Here is a 17,934-nt window from a genome sequence, read left to right as displayed (position 1 = left end):
ACTTCGCTACGTCTAACCAAATGTCGATATCATTGATCCGTCACTGCTGACCGTTTAGCTACCGTTCCTGATATTCCTAAGAAGTGCCTCATGTCTATCGCTAACTATCAAAACCCTGAACATTTAAACGTTATCACACCTGCCAAGATTGACTGGCAAATGGATGATACTGGCAATATGGTGCCAGTATCAGGTGAGTTTGGGGATGTGTATTTTTCTCATGCGGATGGTTTGGCAGAAACGCGTCACGTGTTTCTAAAGCACAATCAGTTACCAGAGCGTTTGGTACACCTTGCACCAAAGCAATGCTTTACGATTGCTGAGCTAGGCTTTGGAACTGGGCTTAATCTACTAGCGACGTGGCAATTGTGGCGACAATTACGTGAAACCTATCCGCAACTAACAACGGCTCGCCTGCATTTTATTACTACTGAAAAGTTCCCTATACCGCTAGCGGATTTGACGCAGATACTTGCGTTATGGGGTGAGCGCGCACCGGAGCTAATGGCATTTATTGAGCCACTTTTGGCTGCATATCCGCCCCTGGTTGCAGGCTGTCATCGTTTAAGTTTTTCTCATGATAACTTAACTGTCGATATGTGGCTTGGTGATGCAGCAGAAAGTCTAAGCAAACTGGCATTAGATCACTCCAATCAGTATACGCCTTGTATTGATGCTTGGTTTTTGGATGGTTTTGCGCCTTCTTGCAACAGCACCTTGTGGGCTGACAGTATCTTTGCACAAATGCAGCGCCTATCACGCCCTCATACGACTGCCGCTACTTACAGCTGTGCAGGTATCGCCAAGCGTGGACTAAGAGAGCATGGCTTTCACATTAAGAAAGTCAGAGGTTTTGGTCGAAAGCGAGAAATGCTAACGGCCATTATGGCTAATGCAGAAAGTAGTAACCTTACTGACGATAACAAAAGTTGTGATAACAACAGTCACGAGGCGAAGAAGGAAAAGACTTACAGCACATTCGATCACACTGTCGTCATTGGTGCAGGCGTCTCAGGGTTGCTCACAGCTTGGTCGCTTGCCAATCGTGGTATTACCGTCACCTTATTAGATAAATCAGCGCCCTTAGCAGGCGCATCAGGCAATCCTAGAGCGTTACTTGCGCCCAAAATGACGCCACTTCACCATGTTGACGAGCATCTGCATACCATAGGCTATCTCCATAGCAGCAGGCTATATCGAGACCTTAATCAAACAGCCGTACAGCTTAATACAGCACCGGTACTTGAACTGACTGGCGCCCTTGATTTGCTTATAAAAGCCAATATCGGTACAGAACAAATTGCCGACTATCCTGATGAGATGGCGACCACCCTATCGCATGAGCAAGCACAGATTACTAGTGGCCTGAAAGAGCAGAACTTATCAGAGAACTTATACTTACCTCAGTCTGGTCTGGTCAATCCGCAAGCATTAAAAGACATCATACTAACTCATCCACTCATTCGCTTTCAGCAATTAGAAGTGACTAAAATCAACGAGACTGAGCAGCAAGTTCGTATCGAAGGTATCGATGGAAACCGTAACACTGTCACGATGACTACTGATAATATCGTCATTTGCGCGGCTTTTGAAAGTCATCAATTGGATCAGCGTATTTTTGACTGTCGTAAAATTCGTGGGCAGTTGTCTTGGTTTACCCCCTCAGCGGAGCAATTAATAAAGCTATCTAAAATACCGCTTAAATATAGTGGTTACTGTGCGCGGTTCAACGCACAGACTGGAGATGATGAGTTAAATACAGTCGTCGCTGACGAGCCCTATTTATTACTTGGCGCAAGTTTTATCCGCAATGACACAAGTACTGACATACGTGATGAGGAACATCAGATTAGCCGAGACAAGCTCATCACTGCTATTCCTGAAATGGTATCTATTATTCCGGCAGATACGAGTCTGTGGCAGGGACGAGCTGGCATTCGCACCCAAACTCCTGATTACCATCCTATCGTTGGACAATTGGCACATAGTCAGCTGATATGGACAATGAGTGCGATGGGCGCAAAAGGTTATGCATTAGCACCTATTTGTGCTGAAGCATTAGCAGATATGATGCTAGGGTCATTTTCACCACTGTCAGAGACGATGCTCGTACGCCTATCACCCAATCGCACACGTTTACAGACGCCGCTTGTTTAAGAATAAATGGCTCTTGTGTAAATAACAGCAACGCTTTCTGCGGTTTATACTGGCTTATGGTATCTTAATTTGGTGTCGACCCTAATAATGAGATATACCCCATGAGCTATCACCAAACCACCCTTACTCTACCCGCCTATGCGCGCGGCATTCATATCATTACTCCGAAGGTTGAAGAAGCGATTTCTCAGCTGTTACCTCACTCTGCCAAGGTAGGGTTGGTTCATCTGTTTTTGCTGCATACGTCAGCCAGTCTTGCGATCAATGAAAATGCTGATCCAGAGGTCCGACTAGATACAGAGGATTGGCTTAATAAAATCGCACCAGAAGATCAGCCAGAGTATCGCCATACCTTAGAAGGCTCAGACGACTTGCCAGCGCATCTCAAAAGCATGATGCTTGGGGTTAGTTTGACTATACCGCTTGTCGATGGTGAGTTAGGTCTAGGCATGTGGCAAGGGATTTATTTATGTGAGCATAGAAACCTGCAAGAATATGGAGGGCAGCGTAAGCTGGTGATTACGGTAAATACGTAATAATATACTGTTAATAACTAGCAGGTTGACCCTTGCCAATTACCACATTTACGTAGCACGCTATTAACGGATAAAGCTGATTATGAATACCTCTCTTCCAAAAGTACTAAACTTACGAAAATCTAAACTGCTTTATCGTACGGCTCCTGCTATTTTCTTCAGTCTGTTGCTATTGACTGCTTGTCAAAAAGATCCAGAACCTGAAGCAACTGATACAACTGATACAACTGCAGCTGAGACCTCAACGCAAACCACGCCAGTAACGACCAATATAAACGTTGATGCAGCCGAAGGTAGCAACTCAGATGATGCTCAAAATGTAGCGCAGACTGATTCAGAACGTGATATGAGCTTAACAGAGTTAGATAAAGATCTTAGTGATACTACGTCCACTGCAAATGATAGCGCTGAAAAACCTAACCCAGAGCAAGCTATTAAAGGCGCACAAATCACTGATGTCCGTTATAAAAGTGCAGCAGGTGAGAGTTTATCTGTGGTCTTTGAGACGTCAGCAGCTGGTATGCTGAACGCTATCATTACTCGTCCCAACCAGCCAAAAATGACCTTAAGCGCACCCGAAGGCCAAGGCAATAATCCTACCTATCAATCAGCTGACGGTAGTATCCAACTCGTTAGTCATGCTGGTGGTGGCACTATCGACCTTATCCGAAACAATAAAGTCACTAGCTTTGATGCCGTCAGTGCTGAAGCAGAAGTAATCACTGAATAAAACCTGCTTCGCCTTCTGTTTTAACACTCTATTTAAAACCATAAAAAAGGCGGCAAACGTTATTATCGTTGCCGCCTTTTTCTTTTCTGTGTATTGCTCTGTACTGACTTGTCTCTACTGAGCTGTCTAATGAGTGATTGTATTTAACCAAACCCAGTCGATTGACCAAACACCCCGACCAACCAGCTTATCACTGTCCACAGCCCCCAACCGACAAATACAATGACGAGCAGTCCAAGAAAATCAGGGATATGCAGATATAACCAAGCAACGATTGGATTGCGCCAAAAAAAACCAAAGCGGCTTTGCTGCTGCTTGTCTTCTAATGATTGGTGCAGAAACGGTCGATCCATATGCATGGTTTCGGTAATACCATACTCATGATGTAGATGCTCGTGCACGATACCCAGTGTCTTACGGCTAGGGCGAATGAAGATATCTAATAGCGTACCAATGCCAGGTACGATACCAACGACCATATCAATAAGTGCCAATCTAACCGCTGACGTCATTTTATGAGCAGGCACACCTAACTGACGTCCTAATATAAATGCATAACTGGTCAATGCCAATCCTGCCAAATCTCCTGCTAGTGGAATGGTCGAAAGCGCCGCATCCGCACCCATTCCTTGCTTGGTAAAAGGCACTCTTACTAGTGAATCCATGGTATTGGCAAATTTTGCCAGTTTACGCTCAGTTGCAATAACTTGCTCACGAGTCAGACCATGCTCCGCAAGTTTAGCTTGATAGTCTACGCCTGAGCCATTTGTATCAGACGGTTTCTTTGATTTGAATCTCGGCAACTTATCGAACTTATCCATTTAGCGTCGTCCATATGCAAGTAACTGCGATAAGCGCAAAGACATAGCGCCCTACCCAGATATTGGCCAAGAACGCCTGAAAGCAAGCCAAAGGGTTACGACTGGCACAAGCGCTGTTTTGTTTGGCAAACATCATCGCAACAAGCGCCAATCCAAATACTGGCGTTACGCCTAATGTGGTCGGAGCAAAGTAATGCCACATAACCACGCCCATTATTAGCAAAAATAGCATCTGTAATATCGAGATAATAATCACGTCATAACGACCGAATAAGATCGCTGTTGATTTCACGCCAATCTTTAAGTCATCCTCACGGTCAGCCATGGCGTACTGAGTATCATAGGCCACTGTCCAACACATATACGCTAAGAATAGCAGCCAACACCAAATATCGGGAGCGCCTTGCACCGCCACATAAGACATCGGTATCGCCCACCCAAAAGCAGCTGCTAAAAATACTTGCGGCAGGTGCGTATAACGTTTCATAAATGGATAAATAAACGCCAATACAACGGCACCAAGCGACCAATAGAACACAGCTATGGGCAAGAAAAATAGCAGACTAGCACTTAACAGCACCAGTACTAAAAATGCAGCAACAGCTTCTTTGCCAGATAAGCGTCCATCTGCTAACGGGCGGCCTTTAGTGCGAGTCACATGACCATCTACTTTACGATCCGCAAAGTCATTAATCGCACAACCAGCCGCTCGCATAAATATTGCACCAAGGGCAAATATCGCGAACACCTTGATACTTGGCAACGCTGCCGTCATTCCTCGCTGCTGCGCTTGACCCATTGCAGCGAGTAGTACGCCCCATAATGTTGGCCATAAGAGCAGCTCAATGCCGACTGGCTTATCAAAACGGGTTAGCTGGATATAGGCTTGTAGCTTGTCTTTAAATGTCATGGTTTTTTATTATCATTAATTGGATACTTTTTATGTGCGCTTATATACTTCGCTCAGAACAACTAAATTAATTTTTGAAGGGGCTGGTTACTGAGTTTTAATAGACTAACTACTAAGTTTAATGGACTGGTTACTGAACTTGTTGCCACAATTTATTCGCTTCGATCAGTGATAGCTCAGGATATTGCTTGCGCAAAGCTTTTAACGCTGGGACTTTGTCTTTTTGTGCTGCTTGTTGACGTAAAAATGTCAGTTGCTCTTGTGGATTGCTCAGCTCTTTTAACCGTGCTTCAAGCCGAAGAATTCGAGTACGCAGCATGATATTAATCAACAGTAAAACTGCACCCATGACCCAAATAATTAGCGCTGACATTCCTTGCTCCTTAATCCATTAATTTTGAACACATAAGCTGATTAATTGCGTACATTTATACTCGTACATTCGTTATCACAAACAGCAGCTGTCAGACAAAATACCCATCAAAGCGTACGGCTTCATTATGCCAGCTTTCGCTGGCAGGCTCGTCAGCGAGCAGCGGTGCATACTGTGGACGCTTTACGACCACGCGACCTTGGCCTTGCATACTTTGTTTGACAACGGCCTGTGCACTACTTAGCAGCTGTCGCTCTTCATCTGATGTTGGTGGACGAGCCAATTGGTGCAGTGCCTGCATATGCTTACCGACTTTTGCCCCTTTACCTGTTTTGCTATCTTGATAGCTATCCTCTGGAAACATCGGATCCAAATAGACGACATCGATTGCCGTAGCATTATCTATTACGGTGCCTGCTTCTAAATTCGCAAAATAACTGAGTGCATCAGCATTGATAATATGTAGACGGCTCATGAGCTTTTGCCAATTGGGTAGCGCACTCATACGCTGCTGCTCTACAAGTAACAGCAATGCCATCAACGGCTGTTGTTCAAGCATAGTAACTTGGGCACCAGTACTGGCCAATATCAAACTATCATGCCCAAAGCCAGCGGTTGCATCAATAACGTGACTATCTGATGTGATTTTAGCCGCTTGTAATAGCAGCTCAGACTTACGACCAGCACTCACTACACGGCGCTGCAACTTGTCCCACTCAGGTGCTACACTGAGCCCATCACTTAGCCAGGATAGCTTGTCTTTATCATCTAATAATAAAATAGGCTGAGTAGATGCTTGGCTCAATTGCTGACGGCGCTTTTGAGTTAGTTTCTCTGTAGCGACTTTAATATCTAAAATGATTGGTAATGTATGCTCAGCTATCAATGACTGTAGACTCTCAACCTGTGCTTGCTGGCTGTCATTGACGTAGAATAACTGACAATGTACAAAAGCACCTGTCTCGTCATACGTTTGGGGCACATCTGTCATAACTATCATCCTAGTTGCTGCTTATTTTCACTATAAATTACTAGCGTGTTAAATCATAACGCAAATCTAGCCAGCCATTTGATAACCAAAGCCCCAAGCGGCGACCAACACGATAACACCCGTGATAATGCGCAACCAAGCAAAGATAGTAAAGTCACGGTGACTTACCCATGCCACTAGCAAGCGAATACAAAGTAGCGCCACTACAAATGATACGATGGTTCCGATACCTAGCACCAGCCAGTCTTCACTGTTGGTCAGTACGTCACCATGTTTGAGCAAATCCAACAGTGCTGCCCCTACAATGACAGGAATACCTAGAAAGAAAGAAAACTCAGCAGAAGCCTTACGTGAGACACCTAACCACAGCGCACCAATAATAGTGGCACCTGAGCGTGACGTCCCTGGTATAAGAGCTAAACATTGGAACAAACCAATCATCAACGCAGTTTTTATGCTGACATCTTCTGCTTCTTCTGCAATGACCGTTTTAGGACGCTTTTCCACGTAAAATATCAGCAGACCACCGATGATGAGCATAATGGCAACGACAATAGGATTGAATAAATACGCTTTGATTTCATCAGCAAAGGTAAAGCCAACAATCATCACAGGGATAGTAGAGACAATCAGACTCAGTCCCAGCTGTCTAGGATTGGTCATTCCTTCTGCTTTGCCAGTCAGCAAACCCATCAACGCTTGCCACAATCTACCCCAATAGTCATAAATCACTGCCAAAATAGCGCCAAGCTGTACCACCACGACAAATAAATCAACTTTTTCTTTAGTCCAGAAACCCATCACATCTGCTGATAAGATCAAATATCCCGTACTAGAGATGGGTAAAAACTCAGTGATACCTTCAACGATACCCATGATGACAGCTTGAACAAATAAAACTATATCCACAGTGACTTTCCTAGAAACAGATTGGCCTAAAAAATTGGCCTAAAAACAGACCGATTGGCTGTCCTATATTAACGTTGATTTTATATTGGTATGCGCTTGCTAAACACTAAAAAGCTAGCTGCTATCAATTGACGCTGCAAAAGCATATTTATAAAGCTATGCTTTACCTTGCTCTTTAAGTGTTTTCCAAGCTTGATTACGTAGATATTTTGGTAATGCCTGTGACGCTTCCGTACCACCATCGTTTGCAAACTGAGCAATACCAAGCTGCCCAATGACAACAGCATCTGGCCAAACATCTTCATGATAGTCTTGCTGATCATGTCGTGCCAATAGCGGCGCGCCATTACCCGCGATAGGTAGGCTAAGTGCAGTTTGGCGATCATAATCTAGTAGCTGCTCAGTGCTATCGCTATCATTAGCCAAGACTGGCTGCATAATGCTATGACCTGATTTGTCATCAGTTGCCAACTCATACTGTCCAAAGTAAACTTGCTGCATACGAGCATCAAGAGCGCTATATAAGTGTGTCAGCCTGTGTTTCTGATACGCGCATTGTGCGATTGCTTGTAGGCTTGAGACGCCAACGCAAGGTAAATCATGCGCTACAGACAGAGCCTGTACCACTGCCGTATTGATACGGATACCACTAAACGCACCCGGCCCGCGATTGAATATTAAAGCCTGTATATCAGCAAGACGTAACTGTGCCTCAGACAATGCAGCTTCAATCATCGGTAAAATCTGTTGAGTTTGCTGACGCTTACCTGTTTCGGTATGGCTCGATAGTACCTGTCCACTCGAATCTAAAATCGCGATCGAACACTGGTCGAACACGGTATCCATTGCTAAAAACATCACAACCTCGGCTTTTACTTTTGGCGTTCTAAATTGATTTATCAGATTTTATTAATTTTTTATAACGATCTATCATTCATGTCCTGTAATAATCTAGACAGAGTGAAGCAGCGCCTATCATAGCATTTAGGGTACACGAATTTTATTAATTTCTATATTTTTCACACTTTATCCATCAGTGTTTATCTACAACTGCTAACGATAAAAAGCCCCAAAGCTTCATTGGCTTCGGGGCTTTGATCGAACTTCTTAAAAAGAACTAATTGTTATCTAAAAGCGGGTTTTGAACTTCTTTGGTGCTTGGTTTTGCATTTCTTGCATTTGCTTTTGCATCTCTTCGGTACTTGGCATGTTATTTGGATCCAGTCCCATTTGCTTGGCCATTTGTTCTGGATTCACGTCCTTAGCGCCACCTTGCTGACCACCGCCAAACAATGGACCGCCGCCACCGCCAGCACTACCGCCACCCATGAGCCCTTGCATAGACTTCATCATTTTACTGATGCCTTCAGGCTTTGAAATCATTTTCATCATTTTTGCCATTTGCTTGTGTTGCTTGAGCAAGCGGTTAACATCTTGAATCTCACGCCCTGAACCTGCAGCGATACGGCGCTTACGACTTGGGTTAATCTTATCAGGGTTTTTGCGCTCAAACGGCGTCATTGAATTGATCAATGCTTCCATTTCACGTACTTTTTCTTCTGGTTTGGCATCTTCGACGGCCTTTTGCATATCTGAGCCGCCCATACCCGGCATCTTATCCAAGAAACCTGCCATGCCGCCCATGCTCTTCATCTGCTGGAACTGAGTCAATAGATCCTCAAGGTCAAAGTCACCGCCCTTTTGCATCTTTTTCGCCATTTTTTCGGCTTTATCACGGTCAATTTTCTGCTCAACTTCTTCGACCAGACTCAGTACATCACCCATACCAAGGATACGCTGCGCGATACGTTCAGGGTGGAACAGCTCTAGCTCGTCTAGTTTTTCACCGCGGCCTAAGAACTTAATTGGCTTGCCAGTGATAGCGCGTACAGAAAGCGCCGCACCGCCGCGAGCATCACCGTCAGTCTTGGTTAAGATAACACCTGTCAATGGCAACGCATCATTAAAAGCTTTTGCGGTATTGGCGGCATCTTGACCCGTCATTGCATCGACGACAAATAGCGTCTCAGATGGGTTAACCGCAGCAGTTAGCGCCTTAATCTCATCCATCATGGTATCGTCGATATGTAGACGACCAGCGGTATCAATGATCAGGATATCTTGATATTGGATTTTGGCTTCTTCAATCGCACGCTTTGCGATATCAATTGGATTCTCATCTGTGCTTGAGTTCACAAACTTAGCATTCACTTGACCGGCTACTTGCTCAAGCTGTTTGATAGCCGCTGGACGATAAACGTCAGCAGAGACTAGCATCACTTTTTTCTTTTGGCGCTCTTGTAGATATTTGGCCAATTTACCAGCTGTGGTCGTTTTACCCGCACCTTGTAAACCTGCTAGCAAATAGACAACAGGCGGTTTGCCTGTCATCTCTAACTGTTGGTTGGCACTGCCCATCATTTCAGTCAGCTCGTCGTGTACGATTTTGACAAAGGCTTGACCTGGCGCTAACTCTTTTAGCACCTCAGCACCAAGCGCTTGTTCTTTGACGCGTTTTACAAAATCACGAGTGACAGGTAGTGCTACATCGGCTTCTAACAACGCCATACGCACTTCACGTAGCGTGTCTTTGATATTGTCTTCGGTCAACTGTCCGGTACCGACAATGTTACGTAGGCTCGACGATAAGCGTTCTGTTAAGGTATCAAACATAAATAACTCTCAATTAAAATGGTTTTCAATTAAATAATACGCAATTAAAATAACTCTAAATCAAACCATTAAAATGGTTCATAAATAATATTAGGATACGCTATAAGATATTAGGATATTGCATGACAAAGGACATGATAAAAGAATTATATTATCAATACTATAGCATTAACATGGCTCTAAACTTATAGTCGTTTCGCAAAGGACACAGCGCTTATAATTGTAGTCAACTTTTTATAGATGACATATTTTACGTTTTGCGCTATGCAGCACTACCGATCATTTATAAGTTATAAGCAAGATGGTGCTCAATTGGCACCCATTTTATGATAAATTGGACGATTATTCTAATCATTCTGATAATACCACTTTAGCGACACATTGAGCGGCAATTTATGCTCAGTATAAGATGAGGCTTTTTATCTGTGCACTTTGCATTCTTACTTGCTAGCATGGCTTATATCTTAGTCAGCATCCACATTGGTTGGGCGTTGGTTCAGGACAAACCTATCCACAAAAGCCTCAGTTTGGGCTTGTTGCTGGTCGGCATGTCTGCACATGCAGCACTACTATATCCATACGTTGTGACGCTGTATGGTTTGAATTTCAACTTATTCAATATAATCAGTTTGACCAGTTTATTTTTCTTATTCTTTTACCTGTTGTTCTGTTTATATCGCCCTATTCTTAGTCTTGGCATTTTGGCTGCACCCACTGCGCTAATAGGTATGACTGTCGGCTACGTCGGCCGCGCCCCTTATCAACCACTCACTGATGTCAGTATCGGGCTTGAAATCCATATCATATTATCATTAGCTGCCTATTGTGTGCTGTTGATGGCGGCGGTACAAGCGCTATTTCTACGTCTACAAATACGTGAGCTCAAGCATCATACTATTCATCGATTTTGGGTCAATAAACTCCCCTCCTTGCAAAGTATGGAGAGTTTATTATTCGATATGCTGTTGGTAGGCTTTGTATTGCTAAGTATCGCACTGGGGATTGGGTTTATCTATGTGCAAGACCTGATGGCGCAACATATCGTGCATAAGACTGTTTTTAGTCTACTGTCGTGGTTATTATTTGGTGTGCTACTATTCGGTAATTGGCGTGCAGGCTGGCGAGGCAAACGTGCGGCTAATATCACTATTTATGCCTTTATCCTATTAGCCATTGGCTTTGTTGGTAGCAAGTTCGTCTTAGAAATGCTCTTATAAAATATATGTTCAGAAAAAAGCGGTCAGCAACACTAGTTACTGACCGCCTTTTTTATATTTTAGCAGACTCACTACTCATTTTTCTTAGTTAAATACGACTGTCTTATTACCCGCCACAATCACACGGTTTTGCACATGCCAGTTTACAGCACGTGCTAATACGTTGCGTTCGATATCACGGCCGATAGCACGCAACTCTGTCACCCCTTGGCGATGCGTCACACGGTGTACATCTTGCTCAATGATAGGCCCTTGGTCAAGCTCAGCTGTGACATAGTGCGCAGTTGCGCCGATAAGCTTAACGCCTTTATCATAAGCTTGACGATAAGGATCTGCACCCACAAACGCAGGCAAGAATGAATGATGAATATTGATAATCTGCATCGGCCAACGTTTGACAAAATCTGATGACAAAATCTGCATATAGCGCGCCAATACTAGCAAGTCATTACCTGCCATCAACTTATGGATTTGCTCTTCTGCGTCTGCCTTATTGTCTTTTGTCACTGGTACATGGTGAAAAGTAATGCCAAAATTCTGTACTGCTTGCTTTAAATCAGGATGGTTGCTGACCACGCAAGTAATCTCGCAATCGAGCAGTCCACGCTGATGTCGCCATAATAAATCTAACAATGCATGATCAAACTTAGATACCAAAATACCGACTTTGGTCTTCGTTGCATTATTATGTAGTCGCCAATCCATATCGTGGCGCTTAGCAACCGTATGCGCAAAGCTGGCTTCAAAATTTTCAATAATATCGCTCAAACCTGCCAAAGCAAACTCTAAACGCATAAAATATTGCCCGCCTTCATGCGCCGTTGAATACTGATCGAGCGTAATAATATTAGCGCCATAACGATGAATAAATTCAGAGACTGCTTGTACGATACCAGCCTGATCTTTGCATTTGATGAGCAGCGTGGCTGTATCGATAGCGCTAGGTGTCTGTTTGCTCTGAGAAGCTATGGTCGATAATGAAACCGTTTTAGTGTTGTCTGACATAATTCGCCCAATATAAAAATGATGACTTATCGCTGAAAAATTACTGACAGCGTAGTAAACCGGTTATTTTAATCTTTTTTGCAATACTTTGCTGAGCGAGTTGGTTGTTTTTGGTTATTTAAGGTGATTTGGTTATTTTAAAAGGATAAAGCAAAAACCCCTGACACGTGGTCAGGGGTTTACAAATTATGAGAATTTACTGAACAGTATAAATAACATTAGTGGTCACACCTTTAGGAGTAGTCACAGAAATTTTGAAATAGTCACCTGCTTCGCACTCATCTAATGCAAAAGTATTAATAGTCCCTGTATTATCACCAGGTTTACCAGGAGATACTATTGCTGGCACTTCTTCAGGGCCTCCAATCATTTCTACAGTACAGCTACCACTGCCTTCTCCGCTAGTTTTGTCAACAACTGAGCCTGAAATGGTAGTACCAGATGGCATTGGGTTTAAATCATAGAAACCACCGCTATTGATGCGAGTAACTACTCTTTTATTTGCTGCAGTAATGATTTGTGTATTAGGAGATAATAACGTGATATTTGGAATACCATTCGATAGCAACTGAATACCTTCATAACGTACTACTGCATCTAGCCCTGAGTTACAGGTCATAGGTTTATTTGGCGATACAAAGTTACCAATAAAGGTACTTTCAAAGAGATCTTTCTTATCTTGAGCAAAAGTTGGAAACTTAAGCTGGATAAATTGCTGGATATTGTTTTCACACACTTGATTGGCTTGAGTAGTTAGTGGGTAATTGAACTCCCCTATTTGGAAGATGCCGTCTTCATTGTCATCACGGAAAGTATCTCCAATATTGTGGACTAATGTATCAACTCCTTCATCCCAAGCATTGTTTTCATTATTATCTATATATGATTTCTCACCTTCAACAACTGCTAGAATACTAACACGACCATCACCAGGGCGAGGGTTTTGAGTTGAGAAGGTAACTTCACAGGCACCATTAGATGTTGTACAACTAGAAGGAGATACTTTACCGCCTTCAGCAGTAAAGTTAACTACTGTCCCATCAGGTACTTTATTACCATTACGATCGACTAGACGTGCAACTACTGAAGTTTCATCACCATCCAAACTCCAATCCAGCACATTTTTACCGAAGGACAAGCTTATTCCATCTTGTGTTACACGAGAGCTAGCAATAGATATGCCTTTTGATAAAGCATTAATACGAGCATCAGTTGCTAAAGTTGCTTTTATCTCTACAGGGCCTGGAGTACTGCCAGGATAAATATTAACTGAAACCTTACCATTTTCATCCGTAATAGCATTAAAACTATTTTTGTTTCCTAATACACCAAAAGTCAATCCGAGAGGAGACTTTTCTAATGAGAGAGTCACTTCTGCGTTGGCGAGCGGTGTTTTATTTGAATATATTGCAAATTCAGCTTCACCCGTCGCTGATGATCCGCTATTCTGAATACCTAATGTAAGCTCATTTGAAGTATAAACAATAGAAGTAGCTTCAGGCGCTTGAACAGTAAGATTGGCCGTCTGAGTAGCCGAACTGCCTGTACTAGCCGATATACGAACATTCCCACTACATAAAGTATTGTCTGTATTTATAGCTTTATAGACAAATGTAATCATACCATTTTCATCTGAAGTTGCTTGAGTAGGTAGCTGACCACAACTAGCATTCAAACTGACTAATATGCCACTTATAGCGTTACCTTCCGTATCAGTTGCCATTAATGATATAGCTGTTTGACCACCTGCAGAAAGCTGCGAGTCAACCACAGTTAGGGCACTTAGATTTACATTTGTTGCTTGTACGGAAAATGTTAAATTATTAATTGCCGTATTGTCATTATTACTTGCATTAGCGGTGATGGTGTATGCGCCAGAAACTTCAGGAGCATTAGGCTTCACGAAAATTCGAGCTTTACCTTCACTATCTGTTAACTTAGCTCCTGATGTTGTCTGAGATAACACAACACCATCAGCATCAATCGAGAATGTTACCTTAGCATTTGCGACAGGCTCATCATTCCCGTCCATAACTTGTACTTCATAATAAGCACCTTCTAGATCGATAGAAGTTATGGTATTACCATCTACATCTACTAGCCCACTGTTGCTAATATTTAATTCTGCAGCAGGTGTTTCAACGCCCCCATCACCAGTACCTGGCTGTTGCACTCCTAGGTCAGGTTCCGGCGCGATAGTATCAGTACCGTCACCGCCGCCACCACAGCCCGCTAGGGCTAATGATAATGTGAGTGCTGTTAATTGAAACAACTTAGAAGTGGGCAGGGATGTATATGACATGTTTTAACTCCGCATGAGCAGTAATTTATCTGAGCAAATAAGCAAAAAATCATTACCCAGAATCAAAAGAGATTGGTAATGATACATAGATTTACAGTAATACTGGTGTATTAACAGATTGTATTAAATATATAACAGCAACTTTACTGACTTTTGTTATAACTTACAACTAAAAATTAATCTTTACTATTAAACAATCAACAACATAGAGCGCTCATTTCAGGGTATAATAGCCCTCCTTTAATTCGACAGTTATTGTAAAAATATTTGAGTATTCATCTGTTTTATGGTATAAATGTCGGCTTTAAAATTTTCTGAATTGGTCAGCCTGTTATTTGCCTTTAGATAGCAGCAAAACCAGCTCAACCTTCATATAGTTTTGTTTGGTGCAAAGCTGCCGCTTGCTGTGTCCATGCCGCAAAAACGTGCAACTTGCCCAGACTGGTATGAGAAAAACTCATACCTCATAGATTAGGAGTTCGCCATGTCTCGAGTTTGCCAAGTGACTGGAAAGCGCCCTATGGTGGGTAATAATGTTTCGCATGCAAACAACAAAACCCGTCGTCGCTTTCTACCAAACCTTCACAACCATCGTTTTTGGGTAGAGTCTGAAAACCGCTTTGTACGTCTACGTGTGTCTACCAAAGGTATGCGCATCATTGACAAACTTGGTATCGATAAAGTGTTAGCGGATCTACGCGCACAAGGTCAAAAAGTTTAAGTTAAAAATAGCAGCTGGGTGATGACTCTCATCATTTAGGCTGCTGTTTTGCTACATTAATTGTGGCAACTCACTCTTTGAGACACGTACCTATCGTTTGAAGACCCCTCATTTACAGGAAAGCTATCATGAGAGATAAAATTAAATTAGTATCAACAGCTGGTACTGGGTATTACTACACCACTACTAAAAACAAGCGCACTATGCCTGGCAAAATGGAAATCAAAAAGTTTGATCCAAAAGTACGCCAGCACGTGATCTTTAAAGAAGCTAAAATCAAATAATCTTCATTTTATAAGTGGTATTATTTGAACAGAAAAAGGGTTTATCAATTGATAAACCCTTTTTTTATGCTTGTATATCTAGCTATCTTCAGCTCGCTAACAAACCAAAGCTTAGCTGTAGTGTGTTGGTTCTTTATCATATACATGCGCATGCCATTTACTCATCTGCTTTTGCATAATGACCTGAATCGCAGCATGAATCATATGTTGACCAATGGCTTGAGTATCGCTACCAAGTAGCTCTTTTAGCTTGTCAGAAAAATCAATAGTCATCAGCGGCGCTTCATCTTGTTCAGCATCACGTAACAACAATCTACCATCATCTGCTTCCACCAGCTCTAACGTGGTTTCTTTGGCAAATCCTGCAAACTGATCGCTACTCTCGTTATCTACTTCTATATCATTATCGATATCATATGGCATTAATGTGTTCCTTATTATCCCGTTTAGTACTGGTAGAGAAACTGGTCATTGCAAAGCAGTCATTTCTTAAAAATAAACTCATTCGGCAAATCTATCGTCTTACAGTAACGCGGGTAAATCTGTCTTACTCATACAATGGACGCTTTAACACTCGAATTCAAGGGCTGTCACATAAGTCTTCGCTATAAAAGCAAACTTGAATACCATGTCGTTTGTATATATTAGTGCCAATAACGTAACTTTCCTAATGTAAATAAGAATGCCACAAACATTCCAAGATAATAAACCAGCTTTAACTCAAGGCTAGGATCACGATACTTAAATGGTAGTGCAACGGTGGCAGTCGCAGTGGGCAATATCAGCAGCATAAGCAGCCAATTCTCAATGACATTTAGCCAACCTTGTAAGTCGGTTCCGTGACGTAATGACGCCAATCCCATTAACAAACAAGCGATAATTAAACTAGTAAATAAGCCATTTGGTAAGTCTTTAGGATAGATAATTTTAGCAATACTGGCTGGTACGATTCTCATATAAAATTCCAGTCATGCTTGTAGAACATGGCTTAATGATTAAAAATATAAAATATTACGACACTATATAGGCGTGAATAAACAATATAAGCACGAATCAACGATACAGACGCGAAGAAGCCTTATATTTACAGCTAAACAACTTAACTGTAAGTACCCATCAGCCATAGCATCGATATACAAGAAGTCAAATAACCCAAACTAATCGCATTCCAACTTTCGATATGCAGGCCTTTAACTTTATTAAGTATGCGAGAGCCTACCCAAAAAAACAGCGGAATGCCTAGCATAAATGCAGGCACAATGACCGCTGCATGACGCAGCACGGTTTCAACATCATCACCCACCATCAGGCGAAAGCCATAACCTGCCAAGCTAAGTACCAGTGCAAACATCGCTAAGCCAATGGTAATGCCTCTAGGCACCAAGCTGCGCTGCGGTGTTTCACTTTCAAGTGATTGCTTAGCCTGCTGGTTCAACGCTTCATGAGAGCTTGCTTGCTCAGAAGGTTCTGTTGAACGGGTAGAATTGTTTGTGTCCATATTTCACCTTTACGTGACTGACCGTTATACATAGTCATAAGTTATACAGCACATTCTAATATTATTATTGTATGGCTAATAGCGTTTATTAACCATACAACACTCGCTAGCTGTTGTTGGCTAACAACAACTCCGCGCGCATCTCATCGATAGCCGCTTTATAATCTTCTTGATTAAAAATCGCAGAACCCGCAACGAACATATCAGCGCCCGCTTCAGCAATCGCACGTATATTACTGGCTTTGATACCGCCATCAACTTCCAATCGAATATCTCGACCACTAGTAATAATACGCTGACGTACTTGACGGACTTTATCTAAAGTACTATCGATAAACGACTGTCCACCATAGCCCGGGTTCACACTCATTAATAAAATCTGATCTACTTTATCCATAACATAATCAAGATAATGCAGCGGGGTCGCTGGGTTCAATACCAAGCCACACTCCGCGCCGCCATCTTTGATAAGTTGAAGTGAGCGATCGATATGAGCGCTGGCTTCTGGATGGAAGGTAATGATACTAGCACCCGCTTCCAAGAACTGCTCAATCATACTATCGACAGGTGAAACCATCAGATGCACATCAATTGGCGCTTCAACACCATAGTCACGCAACGCCTTACAAATCATGCTACCAAACGTCAAATTGGGTACGTAATGATTGTCCATTACATCAAAATGAATCACATCGGCACCCGACTCTAGTACCTTCTCCACTTCTTCGCCCAACCGCGCGAAATCAGCTGAGAGTATCGACGGTGCAATAAGATAAGGTTTAGCAGGACTGTTCATAATTGAGCTAC

19 protein-coding genes are annotated in these 17,934 nt (G+C 42.6%); 6 read left to right on the top strand and 13 right to left on the bottom strand.

Annotated features, from left to right (window positions below):
* The first annotated feature begins 90 nt into the window (after window positions 1–90).
* The 3 genes from mnmD (at window position 91) to B2863_RS01835 (ending at window position 3,423) form a co-directional block, all read left to right on the top strand.
* Entirely contained in the window at window positions 91–2,157 is a 2,067-nt protein-coding gene (gene mnmD / locus B2863_RS01845) for a tRNA (5-methylaminomethyl-2-thiouridine)(34)-methyltransferase MnmD (protein ID WP_296207136.1), read from the top strand.
* A 101-nt stretch (window positions 2,158–2,258) separates the two neighbouring features.
* On the top strand, window positions 2,259–2,693 hold the full coding sequence (locus B2863_RS01840) for a secondary thiamine-phosphate synthase enzyme YjbQ (protein ID WP_296207134.1): 435 nt from the start codon (window positions 2,259–2,261) through the stop codon (window positions 2,691–2,693).
* Between the two features lie 82 nt (window positions 2,694–2,775).
* The gene (locus B2863_RS01835; protein WP_296207132.1) at window positions 2,776–3,423 is read left to right on the top strand and encodes a hypothetical protein; all 648 of its coding nucleotides are present in this window, start codon (window positions 2,776–2,778) and stop codon (window positions 3,421–3,423) included.
* 143 nt (window positions 3,424–3,566) lie between these two features.
* Here the strand turns inward: B2863_RS01835 and B2863_RS01830 are convergent, their stop codons facing one another.
* The 7 genes from B2863_RS01830 to ffh form a co-directional block, all read right to left on the bottom strand.
* Window positions 3,567–4,244: a DUF4112 domain-containing protein gene (locus B2863_RS01830; protein WP_296207130.1), complete on the bottom strand. Its 678-nt coding sequence runs from the start codon at window positions 4,242–4,244 to the stop codon at window positions 3,567–3,569.
* A complete protein-coding gene (ubiA, locus tag B2863_RS01825; protein WP_296207128.1) occupies window positions 4,237–5,154 on the bottom strand; it encodes a 4-hydroxybenzoate octaprenyltransferase in 918 nt (305 codons plus the stop codon). The genes B2863_RS01830 and ubiA overlap by 8 nt, the downstream gene beginning before the upstream one ends.
* Window positions 5,155–5,284: 130 nt before the next feature.
* The gene (locus B2863_RS01820) at window positions 5,285–5,527 is read right to left on the bottom strand and encodes a hypothetical protein (RefSeq protein ID WP_296207125.1); all 243 of its coding nucleotides are present in this window, start codon (window positions 5,525–5,527) and stop codon (window positions 5,285–5,287) included.
* A gap of 91 nt (window positions 5,528–5,618) precedes the next feature.
* On the bottom strand, window positions 5,619–6,518 hold the full coding sequence (locus tag B2863_RS01815; protein ID WP_296207123.1) for a class I SAM-dependent methyltransferase: 900 nt from the start codon (window positions 6,516–6,518) through the stop codon (window positions 5,619–5,621).
* A 66-nt stretch (window positions 6,519–6,584) separates the two neighbouring features.
* The gene (locus B2863_RS01810) at window positions 6,585–7,427 is read right to left on the bottom strand and encodes an undecaprenyl-diphosphate phosphatase (protein ID WP_296207121.1); all 843 of its coding nucleotides are present in this window, start codon (window positions 7,425–7,427) and stop codon (window positions 6,585–6,587) included.
* Window positions 7,428–7,583: 156 nt separating this feature from the next.
* Window positions 7,584–8,285 (bottom strand): tRNA (adenosine(37)-N6)-threonylcarbamoyltransferase complex dimerization subunit type 1 TsaB, encoded by a 702-nt coding sequence (tsaB, locus tag B2863_RS01805; RefSeq protein WP_296207153.1) that lies wholly within the window; start codon window positions 8,283–8,285, stop codon window positions 7,584–7,586.
* A 270-nt stretch (window positions 8,286–8,555) separates the two neighbouring features.
* Window positions 8,556–10,100: a signal recognition particle protein gene (ffh, locus tag B2863_RS01800; protein ID WP_057761369.1), complete on the bottom strand. Its 1,545-nt coding sequence runs from the start codon at window positions 10,098–10,100 to the stop codon at window positions 8,556–8,558.
* A 452-nt stretch (window positions 10,101–10,552) separates the two neighbouring features.
* Here ffh and B2863_RS01795 point away from each other — a divergent pair, with 452 nt between their 5' ends.
* Entirely contained in the window at window positions 10,553–11,317 is a 765-nt protein-coding gene (locus B2863_RS01795) for a cytochrome C assembly family protein (protein WP_414706866.1), read from the top strand.
* Window positions 11,318–11,401: 84 nt separating this feature from the next.
* On the opposite strand, the gene purU is transcribed toward B2863_RS01795, so the two are convergent.
* Together purU and B2863_RS01785 are read right to left on the bottom strand one after the other, a co-directional pair.
* The gene (purU, locus tag B2863_RS01790; protein ID WP_296207117.1) at window positions 11,402–12,322 is read right to left on the bottom strand and encodes a formyltetrahydrofolate deformylase; all 921 of its coding nucleotides are present in this window, start codon (window positions 12,320–12,322) and stop codon (window positions 11,402–11,404) included.
* 196 nt (window positions 12,323–12,518) lie between these two features.
* The gene (locus B2863_RS01785) at window positions 12,519–14,624 is read right to left on the bottom strand and encodes an Ig-like domain-containing protein (RefSeq protein ID WP_296207115.1); all 2,106 of its coding nucleotides are present in this window, start codon (window positions 14,622–14,624) and stop codon (window positions 12,519–12,521) included.
* A gap of 484 nt (window positions 14,625–15,108) precedes the next feature.
* Here B2863_RS01785 and rpmB point away from each other — a divergent pair, with 484 nt between their 5' ends.
* Window positions 15,109–15,345, top strand: a complete 237-nt coding sequence (gene rpmB, locus B2863_RS01780; protein ID WP_057761372.1) for a 50S ribosomal protein L28 — start codon at window positions 15,109–15,111, stop codon at window positions 15,343–15,345.
* A 128-nt stretch (window positions 15,346–15,473) separates the two neighbouring features.
* Window positions 15,474–15,629, top strand: a complete 156-nt coding sequence (gene rpmG, locus B2863_RS01775; RefSeq protein WP_010201403.1) for a 50S ribosomal protein L33 — start codon at window positions 15,474–15,476, stop codon at window positions 15,627–15,629.
* 111 nt (window positions 15,630–15,740) lie between these two features.
* On the opposite strand, the gene B2863_RS01770 is transcribed toward rpmG, so the two are convergent.
* The 4 genes from B2863_RS01770 to rpe all read right to left on the bottom strand — a co-directional run bounded on the left by B2863_RS01770 (window position 15,741) and on the right by rpe (window position 17,923).
* Window positions 15,741–16,052 (bottom strand): hypothetical protein, encoded by a 312-nt coding sequence (locus B2863_RS01770; RefSeq protein WP_101205798.1) that lies wholly within the window; start codon window positions 16,050–16,052, stop codon window positions 15,741–15,743.
* A gap of 221 nt (window positions 16,053–16,273) precedes the next feature.
* The gene (locus B2863_RS01765; RefSeq protein WP_057761376.1) at window positions 16,274–16,585 is read right to left on the bottom strand and encodes a hypothetical protein; all 312 of its coding nucleotides are present in this window, start codon (window positions 16,583–16,585) and stop codon (window positions 16,274–16,276) included.
* Window positions 16,586–16,728: 143 nt separating this feature from the next.
* Entirely contained in the window at window positions 16,729–17,127 is a 399-nt protein-coding gene (locus B2863_RS01760) for a hypothetical protein (protein WP_296207112.1), read from the bottom strand.
* 106 nt (window positions 17,128–17,233) lie between these two features.
* A complete protein-coding gene (gene rpe / locus B2863_RS01755) occupies window positions 17,234–17,923 on the bottom strand; it encodes a ribulose-phosphate 3-epimerase (protein ID WP_057761380.1) in 690 nt (229 codons plus the stop codon).
* Between the last annotated feature and the right edge of the window lie 11 nt (window positions 17,924–17,934).

It is taken from the genome of Psychrobacter sp. UBA3480 (assembly GCF_002377945.1).
Classification (GTDB): domain Bacteria; phylum Pseudomonadota; class Gammaproteobacteria; order Pseudomonadales; family Moraxellaceae; genus Psychrobacter.
This window is presented reverse-complemented; position numbering and strand designations above follow the sequence as displayed.

Coding starts and splice junctions, on each gene's coding strand:
- B2863_RS01835 (WP_296207132.1), top strand. CDS start 2,776: ATGAATACCTCTCTTCCAAAAGTACTAAACTTACGAAAATCTAAACTG.
- tsaB (WP_296207153.1), bottom strand. CDS start 8,285: ATGTTTTTAGCAATGGATACCGTGTTCGACCAGTGTTCGATCGCGATT.
- B2863_RS01795 (WP_414706866.1), top strand. CDS start 10,553: ATGGCTTATATCTTAGTCAGCATCCACATTGGTTGGGCGTTGGTTCAG.
- B2863_RS01830 (WP_296207130.1), bottom strand. CDS start 4,244: ATGGATAAGTTCGATAAGTTGCCGAGATTCAAATCAAAGAAACCGTCT.
- mnmD (WP_296207136.1), top strand. CDS start 91: ATGTCTATCGCTAACTATCAAAACCCTGAACATTTAAACGTTATCACA.
- rpe (WP_057761380.1), bottom strand. CDS start 17,923: ATGAACAGTCCTGCTAAACCTTATCTTATTGCACCGTCGATACTCTCA.
- rpmG (WP_010201403.1), top strand. CDS start 15,474: ATGAGAGATAAAATTAAATTAGTATCAACAGCTGGTACTGGGTATTAC.
- ffh (WP_057761369.1), bottom strand. CDS start 10,100: ATGTTTGATACCTTAACAGAACGCTTATCGTCGAGCCTACGTAACATT.
- B2863_RS01820 (WP_296207125.1), bottom strand. CDS start 5,527: ATGTCAGCGCTAATTATTTGGGTCATGGGTGCAGTTTTACTGTTGATT.
- B2863_RS01760 (WP_296207112.1), bottom strand. CDS start 17,127: ATGGACACAAACAATTCTACCCGTTCAACAGAACCTTCTGAGCAAGCA.
- B2863_RS01815 (WP_296207123.1), bottom strand. CDS start 6,518: ATGACAGATGTGCCCCAAACGTATGACGAGACAGGTGCTTTTGTACAT.
- purU (WP_296207117.1), bottom strand. CDS start 12,322: ATGTCAGACAACACTAAAACGGTTTCATTATCGACCATAGCTTCTCAG.
- ubiA (WP_296207128.1), bottom strand. CDS start 5,154: ATGACATTTAAAGACAAGCTACAAGCCTATATCCAGCTAACCCGTTTT.
- B2863_RS01765 (WP_057761376.1), bottom strand. CDS start 16,585: ATGAGAATCGTACCAGCCAGTATTGCTAAAATTATCTATCCTAAAGAC.
- rpmB (WP_057761372.1), top strand. CDS start 15,109: ATGTCTCGAGTTTGCCAAGTGACTGGAAAGCGCCCTATGGTGGGTAAT.
- B2863_RS01770 (WP_101205798.1), bottom strand. CDS start 16,052: ATGCCATATGATATCGATAATGATATAGAAGTAGATAACGAGAGTAGC.
- B2863_RS01785 (WP_296207115.1), bottom strand. CDS start 14,624: ATGTCATATACATCCCTGCCCACTTCTAAGTTGTTTCAATTAACAGCA.
- B2863_RS01840 (WP_296207134.1), top strand. CDS start 2,259: ATGAGCTATCACCAAACCACCCTTACTCTACCCGCCTATGCGCGCGGC.